Source organism: Labilithrix luteola, assembly GCF_001263205.1.
Lineage (GTDB): Bacteria > Myxococcota_A > Polyangia > Polyangiales > Polyangiaceae > Labilithrix > Labilithrix luteola.
Map to the genome: position 1 here is coordinate 5062294 of NZ_CP012333.1, position 18165 is coordinate 5080458.

The following is an 18165-nucleotide window of genomic DNA, read 5'->3' on the forward strand; positions in this document are numbered from 1 at the left end:
GAGCGCTTCAGGCCCCGCCGCCCTGAGACCAGCGCGTGGCTCTCCCACGACCACGTCGTGCGACGAGCCCGCGCTGCGCGAGCGCCGAGAGTTGCGCGCGAACGGCCGTCCGGCTCGCACCGACGAGGACTCCGACGTTGCTCGTCGACAGCTCGCCGTCGGCGGGCAGCGTCTCGAGGACGCGCGCTTCGAGCACGTCTTCCCTCGGCTGCGCTCGGTGTAACGGCGTGAGGCATTTGTCGGTCTGGAACGACAACACGCGCACGTCCGCGGCCTCGTCGATCGTGACGACGCCGCCCTTGAGCACGACGAGGGCTCCGGCTTCGGGTGACCGCTCGTCGAGCCACTGACGCAAGCGGTGGAGCGTCACGTGGAGTTTGTTCTCGTGGCGAAGCGGATGGTAACTGCCGCCCCACACGCGCTCGAAGAGCGCTTCGATCGTGGTGGCCGAACCATGGGAGCACGCGAGCACTTCGAGCACGCGCTCGACCACCGGGTGCTCGCCGAGCTTGAAGGGCCCGCGGCCGCGAATCGAGACCTCGCGCTGCACCGTGTCGACGTAGACGTCGGCGCTGCGCGTCTCGAGGGCGGGGGAGAAGAGGCGAATCGCGGGAACGGCGAGAACTTCGTCGCGTGCGCGGAGCTCGAGACTGCGGCTGCTTGCGGGGCGCCGCACGATGGCCTCGAGCACGCGCAGATGACGCATGCAGTGCGCCATGCGTGAGCGATAGACCGCGCGACGGTATTTCTCGAGAGCCTCGCGTGCGCCTCGGCCACCGAGGTCCGCGAGGCAGGCGCTGCGAAGTGCGTCGGAGGCGAGGATGATGTTGCCCGAGGCTTCGAAGTAGAGGTGCGCACGCGTAGCGGCGTCGCGTGCGCTCTTCGTCTCGCCCCGCTGGAGATCGAGCTCCGCGCGCGCCAGATCGCGATAGGCCTCGATGAGGCCGGGAGCGCGCTCACGACCGACGACCGGCTCCGGCGTGAAGGTCGTGACGAAGGTTTCGGCGAGCATGTCGTCGCCTGCACGAAGTGCCGCGAAGGCGAGCTCGACCTCCACGAACGATCGCTCGACGAGAAGCGACTCTTCCTCGCAGATCGCCATCGCCTGCTCGACGAGTGCGCGCTCGTTCGCGTGATCGCCGATGATCGAGGCGAGCCAAGCCCGTGCGCGCAGGATGAACTGCTGCGCGCGAGGATGAGAGCCGCGATTGCGTGCGTGCCACGAGGCGAGCACCGCGTTGCCCTCGTCGACACGACCGAGGAGGCCGAGAGCCCACGCTCCGTAAGCACAACCGTAAACCGCCGGGACGTCGTCGCCCTCGAGGAAGAAGTCGCGGCGCTTGGCGATGGCCACCGCGCGTGCGAGATCGCCGCGCATGAAGGCGGCGAGCGTTCGGAATGCGTCGGCGTCGATCGAGGTACCGACCGCACGGAGGCGCAGCTCGACGCTCGGCGGCGCCGCGACGAGAGCGCAACGTGCCGCCATGCGTGCGAGAGCGGGCTCTTTCAAGCCCTTGGAAATCCAGGCTCGGGCGATCTCCAGCGCGCGTCCGTCGAGGCCGAGTGCCGCCCACAGCTCCGCGTTGTCGGTAAGGAGAAGGGCATCGCGCGGCTCGAACGAGGGCCGTTCGGCCAGGCACTCGAGCAGCGCGGTGGCGTGGGCCGTTGCGTGTCGGTCGAGAGGGCCGCGCCGAAGATCCTCGAACCTTTCCGCCAGAGCGTCGTTGTCCACTGTGCCGTTCACCCTAGACGCGCGCTGTTTCAATCAGGTTTCGATTGTCCGGACGACAGTGTGACGATCATGCGGTGGATCGCCGAGATCTGCGGCCCGAGCTGCGTGGCGTAGAACGGACCGGTGTATCCCCACCAATCCCAGCACCCGTTTGGATTGAGGACGCTCGTCGTCGCCTGTGGAAAGAGAACGACGATCCGATTCGTGTCTGCCCATCGCGCGTACCCCGACTGCCGCACGAAGCGCTCTCCCACGGGGCCGGTCGCGTATTGCTTGCAACCGTGAAAGGCGACGTGGATGCGGCACGTCTCGCCTTGCGAGCAGGACGCCGGAACGTAGGCATATCCGTTGTCGGCCATGCCGGAAGCGAACGACGCGTACGGGGCTTGCGAGAAGCGGAGGAGCCGACCCTTCGGCGTCGTCGATGGGGCTTCGAGTTTGCCGTAAAGGTGCTCGAGCGCCGCGCCCGCTCCATCGAAACCGCATTTGCCGAGATACGTGGTTCCGCCTGCGTCGCAGCTGTCTCCCGAATCGACGGTCGGAAGAACATGACCGGTGCCCGGGACGTGCAGATGCGTGGATAGCCCTCCGTCGCCCGCGAGGGAGGCATAGAAGTCACGCACGCTGTCCATGACGACGGGAGCGACGGTTTTGTCGTCCGCGCCGCCGTAGAGAAAGACGCGGCTCCCAGCAAGGGCGCTGGGTGAATCGACGAGGCCCGCCAGCGCAAGCGACTGGGCACGTGCCACGGCGATTCTCGCCGACGGCGCATCGTTCGGCGCCGGAGCCATGCACGTGGTGGTTGCGGTGTACGAGTTCCCGCCCGCGCATAGGAACGGTCCACCCGCGAAGACGGCCGCGCCATGCACCTCGCGTGCGTAGGCCACGTGCATCTGCACGGCCATGAAGGCGCCCGACGAGAGACCGGATACGGTCGTCCCGTTCGGATCGATCACGAGACGGGGCAGCTCCTTTCTCTGGAGTGCCGATTCGGACGACGAGGCAACGTCTTCGTTGTCCGCTTCTTCCGCGGACGGCGCGCACGCAGACGTGGTGCACGCAAGGGCGATGACGAGCGCAGTGACAGATCCCCATGACGAAGGACCCATGCAGAAACTCCTCTCGGAACCCCCCTGGTTCGAGAATCGTTCCTATTCGGCATCCGCGGCACGCGCCGCTTACTCGCCCTCTACACGACCTTACGCGGTCGTGCGCAAACACCCCGGCCCGTCGAAGCAGCGGCCTGGCATTCGGATCAGCATGTCGGCGATCCGACAGGTCGGCTTTGCGGGCTGCGCGCCGAAGTGAACGTGTATTTGCCTGCGCACCGAGAACGAAGGGCTACACCCGGGTTGTCGGAACCCCTACACACCTGGTGAAACGGCCTGCGGGAGGCCGAGGCCTCCGCCATGGTCGAGGCAACGCCGCCGACCCGAATTTTCCGCAGGGATCGGCGAGCCTTGCCAACAGGTATCGAACCTCGAGCGTGGGCACCTGCCGATTGCCACGGAGCGTCACGGACTCGGCACAGGCTTCGCTAGTACGCCCTGCGAACACGACCATGAGACCGACCTCGCCCTTCACCGCTTTCGCCGCTCTCGCCCTCGTCGTTCTCCCCGTCGTCGCCCAGGCAGATGCCGAGGCGCCGAAGGCCCCGGCCCGCGATCCCCAAGTCGCGCGGCTCCTCGACGCAAAGCAGACGCTCAAGTGGAACTATTCGCCCGCCGGGCATAGCGAGCGGTACGGACACGCCGAGGCACTCGTCGACGCTCCCGCCGAAAAAGTCGCGAAGTACACCGTCGATTTTGCGCACTACAAAGAGATCCATCGCAAGTTCGCGACGGCGCGCGTGATCGCCAAGGAAGGCGACAACACCGACGTATACATGCGCTACCCGGTCTACATCGGTGCGCTCAAGGTCGAATTCCACGAGGTCATGCGGTTCGGACTGCCGCGCGTCAACAACGGCATGCACGTCCTCGAGGGCGCTGCGGTCCGCGGTGACATGAAGCAGGCGCACGCAATCATCTCGGTGAAGCCCGTCGACGAGAAACACTCACTGCTCCAGGTCGACATCCTTCTCGTGCCGAGGATCCCCGCGCCCCAGTATCTGATCGACGAAGAGCTACGCGACGGCGCCCAGGACTTCGTGAACGGCCTGAAGGACCGCGCGCAGGGGTGGGTCGGCCCCGTCACGTCTCTCTGACGCGCGTGCGTTCAGACGAAGAGCGGTGCGGTCACTAGCGAGACCGTGCCCAGCAGCTTGATGAGGACGTGGAGCGATGGTCCTGCGGTGTCCTTGAGGGGATCGCCGACGGCGTCGCCCACGACCGCCGCCTTGTGCGCATCACTGCCTTTGCCGCCGAGCACGCCGCTCTCGATGAACTTCTTGGTGTTGTCCCATGCGCCGCCTCCGGTGTTCATCAACGAGCCGAGCAGCACACCTGCGATGGTGCCCACCAGGAGCTCTGCGCCTACCGCTTCGGCCCCGAGGAACGTGTGAGGCGCGATGGCATCGAAGAGCAGGCCGACGACGACCGGGGCGGCCACGCCGAGAATTCCAGGCGCGATCATCCCGTGCAGCGCACTGGCGGTGACGATGTCGACGCAACGCGCGTAGTCCGGCCGCGACGCATGATGCATGAGCTCCGGGTTCTCGTGGAACTGCCGGCGTACCTCGCGGATGACGGCGTGCGAGCCATGAACGACCGCGCGAATCGCGAGCCCGCTGAACACGAACACGACGGTGGCGCCAGCGAGGGCGGCGAGGAAGACGGGTACCTTGGCGATGTCGATGTGCGCGAAGTGGAAGCTCGCGGCGTGGATGTCGCCGGCGGCCGTCAGCTTGGCGCGGGCGAGCAGTGTGACCTCGTCGAGGTAGGCGGAGAAGAGCAGGAAGGCTGCGAGCGTCGCCGAACCGATCGCATAACCTTTGGTGGTGGCCTTGGTGACGTTGCCAGCGGCGTCGAGCCGATCGGTGCGTGTTCGAGCTTCGTCCGACGCGCCGGACATCTCGACGATGCCGCCGGCGTTGTCGGTGATGGGGCCGAACATGTCCATCGAGAGCACGTACCCCACCGTCGAGAGCATGCCGATCGTCGCCACGGCCGTGCCGTAGAGGCCTGCGCCAGGCACGTTGGGCAATCCGTGGAGCCCGCATTCGTAAGCGGAGAGCAGCGCGACCGCGATGGTCACGACGGGCAGCGCCGTGGACTCGAGGGCGACGGAGAACCCGCTCGTGATGTTCGTCGCCGGTCCCGAGAGCGAGCTCTCTGCGATCCAACTCACGGGGCGATGACCGATGCCGGTATACAGGCGCGTGATGGCCGCGAAGACGAAGCTTGCGAGCACGCCGATGAGGCCCGCCACGAGAAGCCATGCATTGCCGCCGAGCAGGTATTGGACTGCCACGTAAAGACCCACGCTCGTGAACAAGAGCGTGACGAGGTGTCCGCGCGTCATGGCCGACATCGGATCATCGCTCTCGTTCTTCATGCGGGACGCCAGAATTCCCACGATGGACGCCAGCAGCCCGAAGCCTCCGGCGACGAGTGGAAAGAGCACGCCGGCGGAGCCGAAGACGGGATACAGGGTGACCCCGAGGATCATCGCTCCGATCGTCTCCGCGGAGGCCGATTCGAAGATGTCCGCGCCGCGACCGGCGCAATCACCGACGTTGTCGCCTACTAGATCGGCCACCACGGCGGGGTTCCGAGGGTCGTCTTCGGGAATTCCTTTTTCGACTTTGCCGACGAGGTCGGCGCCGATGTCTGCCGACTTCGTATAAATGCCTCCGCCGAGCTGCGCAAAGAGTGCCACGAAGCTCGCGCCGAAGGCGAATCCGACGATCTGATAGGGAACGGCCCGCGGCGCGCCGAGTCCACCGAACGCCATGAACAGTCCCGCGACCCCGAGAAGGGAGCCGGCAATGACCGGAAGGGCCGCCGCGGCGCCTCCGCGAAGAGCGAGGGTGAGTGCGCGGTCGACGCTGACGCGTGATGCGCTCGCCACGCGGACGTTCGCGTGGAGCGACGTGATCATTCCCCAATAGCCGGCGCCGGCCGAGCACACGGCGCCGATGACGAATGCCACGATCGTGCGCCACGCAACCTCGTTGCCGCGTGTCATTCGCTCGACGGGGAAGAGAATGCCCATGACCACGACGGCGAGAATGGCGACCGTCCGATACTGCCTTCTCAAGAACGCGTGAGCTCCTTCGCGGATGGCGCGCGCGATGTCTTGCATGGCTTCTGTGCCTTTGTCGGCGCCGAGGACGCTTCGCGCGAACAGGGCCGTGGCCACGAGCGAGACCACGCCCGCCACGAGGACGAATCCCATCCACACATTTTCGCTCGTCGACGTCATCGATCACCGGCCGCGCTACTGCCGATGCATCGCGCGTGCGCGCGGGTGACCGCGTGTGAGCATCATGAGGGGTACGCGACGAGGGGTACGCGCGTTGCACCACGCTCGGACATGGCTGCCCTCCACACGATCCTCGTACCGTTCGACGGCTCTGAACCTTCGATTGCTGCGCTCGATCACGCCGTTGCGCTCGCCGAGGACTTCGACGCGACGGTCGACGTCGTCCACGTCGAGGCGCCGGACGAGTTCGAGATTGGATCGATGACTCCGCTCTCGAGCGGCGCTCGGGAGGAGCTCGAGGAGGCCATGAATACGGCCGCGTCACGAGTCGAAGCGCGAATCGGAAATCGCCTCTCGCGACGGATCGTTTCGGGCGATCCGCTCCGTAAGATCGTGGAGATCGCCAACGACGGTGACTATGACCTCATCGTCATGGGAACCCACGGACGGGTGGGGCGATTGCGCTCGATGTTGGGAAGCGTGGCCGAGGGAGTCGTACGCAATGCGCCCTGCCCCGTTCTCACCGTGAGGCAGCCGGGAGGGGACTACCAATCCTTCGCGGAGCGCCGGCATGGTGAGCTGTCGCTCGCCGAGCAGGCGCAGCGCCACCATTCGTGATCTGCCTCGTGACGCCAAATGCAACGGCGGGCGGATTGCGCCACGTGAAGGTGGGATAGCCGAGGTCTCGTCCAAGAGGTTCGAAATGACGCCCGGCGAGATGTTCCTGACCGACCTCTACGAGCTCACGATGGTGCGTGGGTATCTGGAGGCCGGCATGCACGAGACCGCCGTGTTCGAGCTGTTCGTGCGCGCCCTTCCACGGTCGCGCGGCTTCCTGATTGCGGCCGGTCTCGAGCAAGCGATCACGTTCCTCGAGGGCCTCCGGTTTTCACCCGCGGAGCTCGATGAGCTGGCCGGGAGCGGAGCGCTGGCGGCCGGTCTCGTCGACAGCCTTCGCAATCTTCGATTCACCGGGGACGTCGACGCGATTCCCGAGGGCACGGTCGTGTTCGAGAACGAACCTCTACTGAGAGTCGCGGCGCCGATTGCAGAAGCCCAGTTCGTCGAAACGCGATTGATGAATCTGATTCACTTCCAAACCGTCATTGCCTCTGCTGCTGCACGTATCGTTCTGGCGGCGCCGGACCACCTGCTCGTCGACTTCGGCGTGCGGCGCGCGCATGGCTGGGAAGCAGGCCTCTATGCTGCTCGCGCGTCGTATCTCGCGGGCTTCCACGGAACGTCGACGGTGCTCGCCGGAATACGATTCGGTATTCCGCTCTATGGGACGATGGCGCACTCGTACGTCGAAGCGCACGACGACGAGGTGGATGCCTTTCGCAGCTTTGCGCGCGCGAATCCCGACAACGTCGTCTTCTTGATCGACACCTACGACGTCGAGCTCGCGGCGCACCGCGTGGTGGCCCTCGCGAAGGAGGGAATCGTGGCTCGCGCCGTTCGCATCGACAGCGGCGACCTTGCCCAACACGCCCGACGCGTTCGGCGCATCCTGGATGCCGGTGGGCTCTCGGCGTGCTCGATCTTCGTGAGCGGTGGTCTCGACGATCACTCCCTGCGCATGCTGGTGAGCAGCGGCGCTCCCATCGACGGATTCGGAATCGGCACCCGGCTCGACACCTCCGCCGATGCTCCGTATCTCGATTGCGCGTACAAGCTCGTCGAGTATGCGGGGCGCGCGCGTCGCAAGCTGTCCGAAGGAAAGAAAAGCTGGCCTGGCCGCAAGCAGATCTATCGGTTGTCCGACGAAGAGGGCCGAATGTACGCGGATACGGTCACGATCGAGGGGGATGTGCTGCCCGGCACTCCACTGCTGGTGCCGATCATGCGCGGCGGGCGTCGAGTGGCCGGGCGCGAGTCGCTCGATAGGATTCGAAGCCGATCACGAGAGCAGATGGCGCGGCTTCCCGAGCATCTCCGCTTGTTGACCGTCGACCCCGCGTTTCCCGTTCGCAAGTCGCCCGCGCTGCTGCAGCTCTCGGCTCGGCTCGACTCGGCCGCCTAGGGCGCCAGGCGAAACGTGGCTTCAGCCCGCGGAGGCCTGCTCGCGCGTGGCGCTGCCGTAGGCCCGCAGCTCGCTCTCCGGCTGGGCGATCATGGCGTCGAACTCGCGCCACGTGATGCCAGCCATACGGCGCAGATCGCCGACCTCGTCGGCCTCGAGCCACTCCCGTGACGGCACCACGACCGCCCTCGTTCCACGCTCGAGGATCGTGCCTTCCGGACCCTTGTGGTAGATGACGAACCCGGTGCGGCAGAGGGCCGCGACGAACGCATCGGATGACATGCTCATGGGGCGCCGCACGGGAGCAAGAGGCGCGCCCGCGCGAGTCGTGTGCAAGCACGCGAGAGCACGTGCGTCTCGATGCACGTTCGCCACACGTTTGCCTCCCTGCGGAGCGACTTGCTACGGAGTAGCTTCATCAGCGGGCAACGGAGAGGTCGTCGACGCGCAGCAGCACGTTGCGCGTGCACGTCGAGTCGAGGCCGTCGGGCGTTCCAGTCCAGGGCATCGTTTGAGGGACCGCATGAAACCGCACGATCGTGATTCTTGCGTAGGCGTAAAGAATCGCGCAGGGTCGCCGCGTGGACCTTCTGGCGCAGATGGCGAACTTCATCCGTATCGTGGAAGGGCAGAGTCTCTCGTCGGCGGCGCGCGCTCAGCGCATTTCGCTGCCCGCCGTCAGCCGCCAGCTCCAGGCGTTGGAGGCTGAGCTCGGAACTACGCTCGTCGTGCGGTCGACACGCAAGCTCCGCATTACGGACGCCGGGCAGACTTGGTACGAGCACTGCGTCCGCGTTCTGCGCGACGTCGAGGAAGCGAAAGAATCGGTTCGCAATGCGAAAGAGCTGACGGGGCGCCTCGTCGTCAGCGCCTCGGTGACGTTCGGCGCGATCATCCTCGTTCCGGTGGTCACCAAGCTGACCGAGAAGCATCCACGATTCGCTGTCGATCTCCGGCTGGAAGATCACCTGGTGAATCTCGTGAGCGAAGGCGTCGATGTCGCCATCCGCGCGGGCTCGCCACCGCCGGACAGTACGTCCTTCGTCGCGCAGCCGGTGTTCGACATGTACCGCATCGTCGTGGCCGCGCCGAAATGGCTTCGCAAACACGGAACGCCGCGGACGCCCGAGCAGCTCGCGGAGCACGTGTGTCTCGTGCAGGTCACCCCCGCCGGTGCGCCGATCCGCTGGCACCTCGTGCGGTCCGGCGAGGAGCGGACCCTCGAGCCTCGTGGTCAATTGCGGACGAATGCGCCGAGTGCGCTCCGCGACATGGCGCTTGCCGGCCTGGGACCTGCGTATCTGCCGTCGTGGCTCGTCGACGCAGACATCGAAGCAGGCCGGCTGCGGCGCGTCTTGCCCGAATGGTCGTCGCCATCGATCATGGCCTCGGCGATCTATCGCGCGGAGCTGCGAGGCTCTCCGCGCATTCGTGCGTTTCTCGAAGCGCTGCCTTCCGAGCTGCCGATTCGTTGAGACGCAAATCGTGATTCACGACAGCGAGAACGACCGCGTCCCATCGAGCAGGTGGCGGAGCCGGTTGGCGAAGTCTTCGGGCGATCGGTACGTCGGCTGACCCCGGTAGATCTCGAGCGAACGCCGTACCTTTCGAATGTCGCCGAGGGTCTCGAGGACCTCGTCACCGGCTGCTCGCGACGAGACCGGCAAAGGCGGATAGCGAAGCTTGGAGGGATTGATGCGTCCTTTTTCGACGTTGAGATTCACCTGATTCACGCAGCGGCAGGCGTTCTCGGGATTGGCGACGCCACAGTGCTGTTCGAGGAAAGCGTCGAGCGCAGCGCGAGCACGCGAAAGGCGTTTTCGGAAGGTGACTTCGGTGATGTCCAAGACCCACGCCGCCTCGCTCGAATCGAGATCGCACAGCGCACCGAGCACGAAGGCGATGCGCTGCGATTTGTCGAGCGATTGGAGCATGGCCTGCGTGCAGCCGATGAAGACCTCCTCCTCGAGCACTTGCTCGTCGGCGAGTGCGCGCGTATCGGCCGCGATCTCGTTTTCGGATTGGCCGAGATCGCCGGCCAACGTCTCGAAGTTCCATTTGCGACCACGCTGATGACGCGCGCGCAGAAGATGATTCGTGGCCACACGATACGCCCACGTTTCGACCGAGCTCTCGCCTCGAAACGTGGAGAGCTGCGTGACCACGAGTATCAAGATCTCTTGCGTGGCGTCGCGCGCGGGCTCAGGGTGACCGAGCATGCGCAGCGAGAGGCGATAGAGTCTGTCTTGCAGAGCGCGCACGACGCCCTCGAGCGCGTCCCGATCGCCTGCCTGCGCTCGTTCGACGAGCGGGGCCAAATCATTCGCTGCCTTCATGACGTCGTTGCGCATCATCGTAACCCTCAGGTGAAGCTGCGAGCCCAGGCTTCGATGGCCTCCGCGATCGCGGGGGAGGAGTCCTCTTGCAAGAAGTGGCGTCCGGGCACGGTGAGCTCGCGCTGGTTGAGCCACCTCCGGCACGTCTCTCGAAGGCGGCCCGTGAGAATGCGTCCCGGTTCGGCGTTCACGAAGAGCTTGGGAAACGTCGTCGTGGGCATCCACTGCGCGTACTTCTCGACCTCCGCGCTGACCTCCGGAGGGCTCCCGTCGATCGGAAGCTGCCGCGGAAACGAGAGCGTCGGCCGGCGTGACTCCCCGGGCGTGAGGAAGGGCCGGCGATATTCGGCGAGCGTTCGTTCGTCGAGTGTCCGGAGTACGTTGCCGGGCAAGACCCTCTCGACGAAGACGTTGTCTTCGAGAACGAGCTTTTCTCCCTCGGGGGAACGAAATCGCTGGAAGAGCGCCCGCTCCGCTTCGGCCCACTCGCTCCAAGACATCACGCCCACGATCGCTTCCATGTACGCGATGGCGCGGACGCGTTCGGGATGGCGCCTTGCCCAGTCGAAACCGAGGGCCGAGCCCCAATCGTGGATCACGAGGATGATCTTCTGATCCGGTACGACCGCTTCGAGGAACGCGTCGACGAACTCGCGATGGCGAAAGAACGAGTACGCGTCTGGACCCGTCTCGGCGAGCTTGTCCGAGTCGCCCATGCCGATGAGATCGGGCGCAATGCAGCGGTAATGTGTCGAGAGCGGACCGAGGATGTCTCGCCAGAGGTACGACGACGTCGGGTTTCCGTGCAGGAACACCATCGGTGCTCCAGCTCCGCGCTCGACGTAGGCCATCCGTTGGCCAAGCACCTGGATGCGCTTCTTCTCGATGCCGCCGCTCACTGCGGAGCCGGAGGTGGTCGTTTGGGTCGCGTTCATGGCGTCCTCCCGTCTTGGGCTTTATGCCGCCCGGAAGCGATTTCCGGGCTTCTGGACGGTTGGAGACGACGGGCCCCAAATTCGTGACCGAATTCGTGACCGACCCTCGGACGATTCTTACTGCGGCGCTAACGAAGCGTTCCGAGACCGGTCAGAATGACGAAGAAGAGAACGCCGTCGGTGCCATAGAAGCGCTTTCTGACGTTCTCCGTGTCGACGTAGGAGAAGTCGTACTTGCGAAACGGAAGCGCGAGTCCGAGGTCGAGCCTCGATGCCGCGCGCCCACGACGGAGCTCGAGGCCCAGTCCGCCGAGCGGACCGGCGACCACGCGCCAGCTGTCGTTGCCGAGTCCAACCCCGCTCGTGTCGGGAATGACGGCGCTCCAGAGGAATCCACCGCAGGCATCCAACTGGCCGCTCGTCCACCGCACGTAGGCGAAACAAGCGCGCAGCTCTTGGCCGAGCATGGCGAAGGTTCCTCGAACGCCTCGGTCGTGGAGTGTTTGAGGAAGCGCATATTCGCCCCGCCAATCGAAGCTCAGGCGTGAGTGTGCAGGAACGAGGCGCGCGACGGCAGACAGCGTGACCGCCGGCGACGGCAAGAAGCCGAAGGCTGCTCCGGCGCCCGCCCCGAGTGAGAGCTGGAACGAGGGACTGACGGACTGCTGCTTGGATCTCGGCCGATGCCGGCGGCGCGTCGTCGGCGGGGGAGGAGGGGCAACGGGCGCTTCGGCAGGTGGCTCTTCGTTCGGCGGCTCGGCGACCGGTTCGGGCTCGCTCGTTTGGTGACCGGTCGGATCGATGATGAGCGCAACGACGAGCGCCGCTCCGCGAAGCAAGCTCTCGCAGCTCTGGGGCTCGAGCTCGCGCGCACCGAGCGCTGCGCCTCCGTGATCACGCTGGACCACGCGTGCGCGATAGAGCCCTCTGCCGGCCGGAGTCTCCTCGCCCTCGATGAGGATGTCGGCGCGCGCGGGTTCGACGAACGGACGTCGCCCGAGTCGCTGCTCGACCGCGTCGCGAAGTGCCACGTCGGTCAAACAGGTCGGTGGCTTCTGCCCTTTGCCGTGCCAAGCCAGCGCGAACGATTGCTCGGCGCGGGCGGAGCGGCCGAACGTGGTCACCGCGAGGCTCGCGAGCACGCCGGCGACGAGTGATCCTACCCCACGGCAGAGCCACTTTTCTCGACGACCAGGACGCGCGCGCAACGCCTGCCACGGTACCGCAGGCCAGCCCCTCTGTCGCCGTGTGGGTTGACAAGTTCGGCTTGACGAATCACTTTTGCGGCCGACTTAACAGTGACTGAATCGACAACTCTTATCTCACACAAACTCAATCCTTCTCTCTTTCCCCTCGTCGACATCGCCGGCAACCTCACGAACAAAGCGTTTCGTGGCGACTTGCCAGCCGTCCTGGCCCGCGCCGCCGAGGCCGGCATCCGAGGAATCGTCATCGCTGGTGTGAGCGCGCCGAGCTCCCAGCAGGCGATTGGGCTCGCGAACGCGAACGAGCACGCCGAGCACAAGCGCCCACGCCTCGTGACGACGGCGGGCATCCATCCCCATCACGCGAGCACGGCGTCTCCCGACGTCTTGCGGACCATCGCGGATCTCGTTCCGAATCCACGTGTGTCCGCGGTCGGCGAATGCGGGCTCGACTACAATCGCAACTTCTCTCCACGAGACGCGCAGCGTCACGCGTTCGAGGCGCAACTCGAGATCGCCGCCGGTGCGGGCAAGCCCGTGTACCTCCACGAGCGTGACGCCCACGACGAGTTTCTCGAGATCATGAAGCGATGGCGCCCCAAGCTGAAGGCGGGCGTGGTCCATTGCTTCACGGGCTCACGCGCCACGCTGCAGGCCTATCTCGACCTCGATCTCCACATCGGTATCACCGGCTGGATTTGCGACGAGCGCCGAGGCACGCACCTGCGCGATCTCGTCAGGCTGATTCCCGCCGATCGTTTGATGGTGGAGACGGACTGCCCGTACATCTTGCCGCGTGACCTTCCCGGTCACCCCAAGAGTGGACGCAACGAGCCGGCGTTCGTCGCGCACGTCGCGAGCACGGTCGCTGCCTGCCGTGAGGAGTCGTTCGCCGACCTGGCTGCCTCGACCACGCGAACGGCCGCGCAGCTTTTCTCGCTCGCGCTCTGACCGGAGGCCAAGCGCACCCCTACGAACCGGAGTATGGTGCGCGCCGTGTTCGGACTCCTGCTCGGTGCGCTTCAGCTCTTCGCCCTCGTCAACGCCTCGGTGCGCAGCATCGCCGGCAAATGGATGGTTGGCACCGTCGGCGCCGTTGTTCGCATCTTCCTGCTCTTCGCAGTGACGATGGCCAACGCCCGCATTCGTGGAGCGGGAGCGGAGCCGTCGCAGGGCTATTTCGTGGCGCTCTACCTGAGCCCCGCTCTCTCCTTCGTGATCGGCGTGCTCTCGCTCCTGAGGCAACGCAAGGAGACGGCCGGGACGGAGGCCGCGTCGGCAGCGCGGCAGACTACGGTGGCGTGGTTCGTCGTCACCGCCGTCGACATCGTGTTCGTGGTGACGGGGCTCATCGCTCATCGCTGAGCCTGAGTCCGCTCAATCGCAGTAGTCGAGCTTCGGCTTGTCCGCGCACGTCGCGTAGGTGCAATACGCCGACTCGCAAGACGGCGGAACCATCGCGCACGAGCCCGGATCGAGCGACAGCGCGAAGCACTTCGTGAACGTCACGTAGGACGAGGCGCACGCTCCCTTCGCGCTGGTGAGGCAATCCGATTCGCACGCGACCTGATCGGCGCCTCCGCAGTGACCATTCCGTGCGCAGACGATTCTGCATGCTTCGCTCATCGAAATGTCGGACGACGGCGGCGGCGATGGAGGAGTGGGTTGTGTCGTGGTCGTCGCCTTTGGTGGTCGCGAACCTCCGCTCGTCATTCCGCTCGTTTCGCTCGTTTCGCCCCCCGGTGCGTTGGCGGCTCCACCGTCGGGGTCCTCGAGGATCTTGCCCCCACATGCAACGGCCCCGACGACGAGCAATGCTATGGCCCCGTGCGAATGCATCGTCTCAGCCGGATGGCCGCCGATCGTCGGGTCCGTCACGACCGTCGATTTTTCTTCGTTGGCGCCCGAGGCCCACGATGTGGGCCACGGCCAGGTCGCCTAGCAACGTCGCAGACGATAACCGCCTGGTCGGTCCTCCATCGTCCAGCCGGCTTCGCGCAACTTCGTACGAAGCGCATCCGCCTGCGCGTAGTCTCCCCGACTGCGTGCGTGTAGCCGCTCGTCGGCGAGCGCGCGTATCGGCGGCGGCACCGTCTCCTCGATGCAGCTGACCGGCGACGACAAATCGAAGCCGAGCACGTCGTCGAAGCGCGCCAAGGTGGCTCGCTTGACGGCGGATGGTAACGATCCGCGCAAGACGTCCCATGCGACGGCAAGGGCCCGCGGCATGTTGAGGTCGGCATTGATGGCGCTCTCGAAGCCGTCCATCGACGAAGCGTCGGGCGGCGTCGCCCGATCGTGTTCGAGGCTCGCGAAACCCGATTGCAGGCGTACGAAGGCCGCCTTCGCCGCATCGAGTGCCTGCCACGAGAAAGACAGCTGTGTTCGGTAGTGTCCCGTGAAGCAGAAATACCGATAAGCATGAAGGTCGTAGCCCCGCTCGACGAGCAGCGCGACGCGCAGGAAGTCCTCCGTGGATTTGGACATCTTGCGAGTCTCGTCGTGCGGGTCCTCGGGGGCGTGCACGAGGAAATAGCCGTGCAGCCAGAAGTTCGCGAGCCGCGTACCGACCCGCGCTTCGGTCTGCGCGATCTCGTTCGTGTGATGAACGGGAATGTGATCTTCCCCTCCGCAGTGGATGTCGAAGAAGTCACCGAGATACTTCTGCGCCATTGCCGAGCACTCGATATGCCACCCGGGAAATCCGATTCCCCACGGTGACTCCCACTCCATCTCTCGCCGTGCACCCGCCTCCGGCGAGAACTTCCAAAGGGCGAAGTCCGTCGCCGCGTGCTTGTCACCCATGGCCACGCGACGTCCAGCGTCGAGCCCGGCGGTGTCGAGCCGAGCGAGCTCGCCGTACGAGGGCAGCTTCGACGTGTCGAAATAGATGCCGTCCGAGGTTCGATAGGTGAACCCACGCGCTTCGAGAGCGACAATGAAGGCGATCTGCTCGGCGATGTGGTCGGTGGCGCGGCAGAGGATGTCGGCCTTTTCGATGCGCAGGAGCTCCAGGTCGCGGACGAAGGCGCGCGTGAAGTGGTCGGCAATTTCCCAGGCCGAACGTCCTGCGCGTCGCGCGCCTTTGACCAGCTTGTCCTCGCCGTCGTCCCCATCGCCGACGAGGTGTCCCACGTCGGTGACGTTCATCACGTGCTTCACGCGATGGCCGTTCCATCGCAGGACGCGCTTGAGGATGTCTTCGAACAGGAACGTCCGATAGTTGCCGATGTGTTGATCGTCGTAGACGGTTGGCCCGCAGGTGTAGAGGCCCACTTCGCCATCCGGCCGGAGAGGCTCGAACGGTCGGAGCGAACGCGTGAAGTTGTCATAGAGAACGAGCGAACGGGTCATCGAAGTCTCCTGATTGGAGAGCCAACGCGCCCTGACGTCCGCTGGACCACCCACGCCCGAGCTCGCCGCTCGCATGCCGCTTGGACCAGCGGCGCGCAGGCTCGAAAGCTCAAAAGGGTCGAGCTACGCCATCACACCGCGAAGAAATCGCGACGAGCAACCACGACAACGACAGCGACAACAGCTGGTCGATCGCGAAGCGGCGTGCATGGAAGGGAGCATAGCCGATCGCGAACGTGTGTGCACGTCGCCGGAAAGCCGAACTCTGCTGGGGATGTCACCGTCTTGTCGCTGGCCGAGCGTCGAGACGTGCAAAGTCGCAACTAGGTTGCGCCACCACGGATCGAACCGCGCGGAAGAGCCGCGCGTGGCGAAGGTGCCGACGGCTCGGCATGACGGTCCCGGGCGGGGGCGCGCTCTTCGGGGGGATCTTTGTTCCTCGTTTGCAGAAGCCACCGACAAGGACCGAATCATGAAGACCCACCATCACGCTGCCTTCGGCAAGCGTCGCTATCGATACCTCACCCCATTGTTCGCTGGCATCGTCGCTGCTCTCGCAGCGTGTAGCAGCGACGGAGACGATGCCGCGTCGACGACCCCGAGCGACCCGCCGGCCTCGACGACGCCTCCCACCGGGACCACGCCTCCGTCCACCACGGATCCGCCCGCGAAGGACGCGGGGCACGACTCGGGAAACGACGCTTCGACCGACGCTGGTACCGATGCGCCCGCGCCGGCGAAGATGGATGTCACGCTGGCCGGATGGCCCGGACTCGACGGACTGACGATCAAGTCCAACGGTACGGTGGTGAAGGCGACGGGCGGCAAGCTCTCCATCGATACGACGAGCACGCTCACCTTCGAGGCCGCGGGAATCGAGCTCGCCTCGCTCGCGCCGAAGAGCACCGTCACGGTGTTCGATCTCTTGCCGGTGCGCGATTGTCAGAGCACGCCGGAGCTCGGCAAGCTCCTCAGCCTCTTGCTCACGCTCGATTCCGACCAGGACGCGTCGAACGGCATCACGATTCCGGACGCGATCAAGGCGCCGGCGGGCACGAAGCTCAGCGCGCTGAACGAGAACGACCTCGTGACCCTCGAAAACCAGCTCGTGGGCCGATCGATGTCGATCACGAAGGCGCTCTACGCGGCCAACGACGCGCTCGACCAGGAGGCGTGGGCCGAGAACACCGCGAAGCGCACGACGTTCACCAACGACATGAACGTGCTGCAGCGCTATCTCGATCGCGTGCTGGCCGAGCTCGCGCTGAACCCGGCGAAGCTCACGGGATTTGCCTATCTGACCGACGACCAGGCGCTCTCCATTCCTGCCACGCTCAAGAGCCAGGGAATCGCCTTCGACGGAGAGACTCCGGTCTTCTCCTGGCGCTACGGCCTCCAGCGTACGGATTCGACCTACGTTCCCACGCTCAATCGCCCGCTCGCATTCCCGGCCGAGATCCAGGCCGAATACGGTGCGAGTGCCGATGGCCCGCATATCGGTCATATCGGCGATATCGACATTGCCGACGGCAAGCTCTATGCGCCGATCGAAGACGAAGACGACTCGTCGCAGCAGTCGTACATCGCGATCTACGACGCGAAGACGCTCCAGTATACGGGTGAGAAGCACGCGCTGCCGCGAGCCGAGCATGCCGACGGCGTGCCTTGGGTTGCCGTCGATGCCGCGCGCAAGCAGTTCTACACGGTGACGTGGAGCACGGCGGCGGCGAGCAAACTCAACGTCTTCGATCTGACGACGTTCGCCCTGATTCGCTCCGTGCCGCTGCAGGTCTCCTTCGACGGCAAACGCGTGCAGGGCGCGAAGATCTACAAGGGAATGCTGTACGCCTCGAGCGATACCAAAGACAGCGTCCCCGGCACCGCTCTGAAGCGGAAGCGCCTCTACAAGGTCGACCCCGTGAGCGGTCACGTGATCGAGCTCCTGACCTACGACGAGCCGAATCGCACGGAGGCCGAGGGCATTGCCTTCGCGCCCGACGGCACGATGAACCTGATGGTCATCGCGCCCTACACCACGCCGCTCTACGCCGAGACTACGACCGGCAAGCCGTTCGACGAGAGCTACAGCATCGACGGCGACGACTGGAACCCGTCCGCCACGCTGCGTCACTTCTCGCGCAACGCCATCACGTTGCGCGAGAAGATCTGCGGGATGTGAGAACGCGCACGCCGTCTCGCGCGTAACGACACGCGC

General features: G+C 65.5%; 16 protein-coding genes. 7 read left to right on the forward strand and 9 right to left on the reverse strand.

Going from position 1 to position 18165, the window contains the following annotated elements:
• Positions 1–7 precede the first annotated feature (7 nt).
• Positions 8–1732, reverse strand: a complete 1725-nt coding sequence (locus tag AKJ09_RS22355) for a helix-turn-helix domain-containing protein (RefSeq protein WP_146649239.1) — start codon at positions 1730–1732, stop codon at positions 8–10.
• Between the two features lie 29 nt (positions 1733–1761).
• On the reverse strand, positions 1762–2841 hold the full coding sequence (locus AKJ09_RS22360) for an extracellular catalytic domain type 2 short-chain-length polyhydroxyalkanoate depolymerase (protein WP_146649240.1): 1080 nt from the start codon (positions 2839–2841) through the stop codon (positions 1762–1764).
• 452 nt (positions 2842–3293) lie between these two features.
• Here AKJ09_RS22360 and AKJ09_RS22365 point away from each other — a divergent pair, with 452 nt between their 5' ends.
• Positions 3294–3938, forward strand: a complete 645-nt coding sequence (locus AKJ09_RS22365; RefSeq protein ID WP_146649241.1) for a hypothetical protein — start codon at positions 3294–3296, stop codon at positions 3936–3938.
• Positions 3939–3949: 11 nt separating this feature from the next.
• On the opposite strand, the gene AKJ09_RS22370 is transcribed toward AKJ09_RS22365, so the two are convergent.
• Entirely contained in the window at positions 3950–6070 is a 2121-nt protein-coding gene (locus AKJ09_RS22370) for a sodium-translocating pyrophosphatase (RefSeq protein WP_146655618.1), read from the reverse strand.
• A 138-nt stretch (positions 6071–6208) separates the two neighbouring features.
• On the opposite strand from AKJ09_RS22370, the gene AKJ09_RS22375 reads away from it, so the two are divergent.
• On the forward strand, positions 6209–6715 hold the full coding sequence (locus tag AKJ09_RS22375) for a universal stress protein (protein WP_169927754.1): 507 nt from the start codon (positions 6209–6211) through the stop codon (positions 6713–6715).
• 85 nt (positions 6716–6800) lie between these two features.
• On the forward strand, positions 6801–8120 hold the full coding sequence (locus AKJ09_RS22380) for a nicotinate phosphoribosyltransferase (protein ID WP_146649243.1): 1320 nt from the start codon (positions 6801–6803) through the stop codon (positions 8118–8120).
• A gap of 21 nt (positions 8121–8141) precedes the next feature.
• Here AKJ09_RS22380 and AKJ09_RS22385 read toward each other — a convergent pair whose 3' ends face one another.
• The gene (locus tag AKJ09_RS22385; protein WP_146649244.1) at positions 8142–8408 is read right to left on the reverse strand and encodes a hypothetical protein; all 267 of its coding nucleotides are present in this window, start codon (positions 8406–8408) and stop codon (positions 8142–8144) included.
• A 293-nt stretch (positions 8409–8701) separates the two neighbouring features.
• On the opposite strand from AKJ09_RS22385, the gene AKJ09_RS22390 reads away from it, so the two are divergent.
• Entirely contained in the window at positions 8702–9595 is an 894-nt protein-coding gene (locus AKJ09_RS22390) for a LysR family transcriptional regulator (RefSeq protein WP_146649245.1), read from the forward strand.
• Positions 9596–9610: 15 nt separating this feature from the next.
• Here AKJ09_RS22390 and AKJ09_RS22395 read toward each other — a convergent pair whose 3' ends face one another.
• The 3 genes from AKJ09_RS22395 to AKJ09_RS22405 all read right to left on the reverse strand — a co-directional run bounded on the left by AKJ09_RS22395 (position 9611) and on the right by AKJ09_RS22405 (position 12533).
• Positions 9611–10474 (reverse strand): RNA polymerase sigma factor, encoded by an 864-nt coding sequence (locus AKJ09_RS22395; protein ID WP_146649246.1) that lies wholly within the window; start codon positions 10472–10474, stop codon positions 9611–9613.
• Positions 10475–10482: 8 nt separating this feature from the next.
• Complete coding sequence (locus AKJ09_RS22400) at positions 10483–11391, reverse strand: haloalkane dehalogenase (protein ID WP_146649247.1); 909 nt, start codon at positions 11389–11391, stop codon at positions 10483–10485.
• A gap of 128 nt (positions 11392–11519) precedes the next feature.
• Positions 11520–12533 carry a hypothetical protein gene (locus AKJ09_RS22405; protein ID WP_146649248.1) on the reverse strand — a complete coding sequence of 338 codons (1014 nt, stop codon included), beginning with the start codon at positions 12531–12533 and terminating at the stop codon, positions 11520–11522.
• Positions 12534–12689: 156 nt separating this feature from the next.
• On the opposite strand from AKJ09_RS22405, the gene AKJ09_RS22410 reads away from it, so the two are divergent.
• Both AKJ09_RS22410 and AKJ09_RS22415 read left to right on the forward strand, forming a co-directional pair.
• The gene (locus AKJ09_RS22410) at positions 12690–13547 is read left to right on the forward strand and encodes a TatD family hydrolase (protein WP_240488554.1); all 858 of its coding nucleotides are present in this window, start codon (positions 12690–12692) and stop codon (positions 13545–13547) included.
• A gap of 45 nt (positions 13548–13592) precedes the next feature.
• Entirely contained in the window at positions 13593–13961 is a 369-nt protein-coding gene (locus AKJ09_RS22415; protein ID WP_146649249.1) for a hypothetical protein, read from the forward strand.
• Positions 13962–13973: 12 nt separating this feature from the next.
• Here the strand turns inward: AKJ09_RS22415 and AKJ09_RS22420 are convergent, their stop codons facing one another.
• Together AKJ09_RS22420 and cysS are read right to left on the reverse strand one after the other, a co-directional pair.
• Positions 13974–14435, reverse strand: a complete 462-nt coding sequence (locus AKJ09_RS22420) for a hypothetical protein (RefSeq protein WP_169927755.1) — start codon at positions 14433–14435, stop codon at positions 13974–13976.
• A gap of 99 nt (positions 14436–14534) precedes the next feature.
• Positions 14535–15950, reverse strand: coding sequence for a cysteine--tRNA ligase (cysS, locus tag AKJ09_RS22425; protein ID WP_146649251.1), 1416 nt, complete (start codon positions 15948–15950; stop codon positions 14535–14537).
• A gap of 472 nt (positions 15951–16422) precedes the next feature.
• Between cysS and AKJ09_RS22430 the strand changes: the two genes are divergently transcribed.
• Entirely contained in the window at positions 16423–18129 is a 1707-nt protein-coding gene (locus AKJ09_RS22430; RefSeq protein ID WP_146649252.1) for a hypothetical protein, read from the forward strand.
• Positions 18130–18165 lie beyond the last annotated feature (36 nt).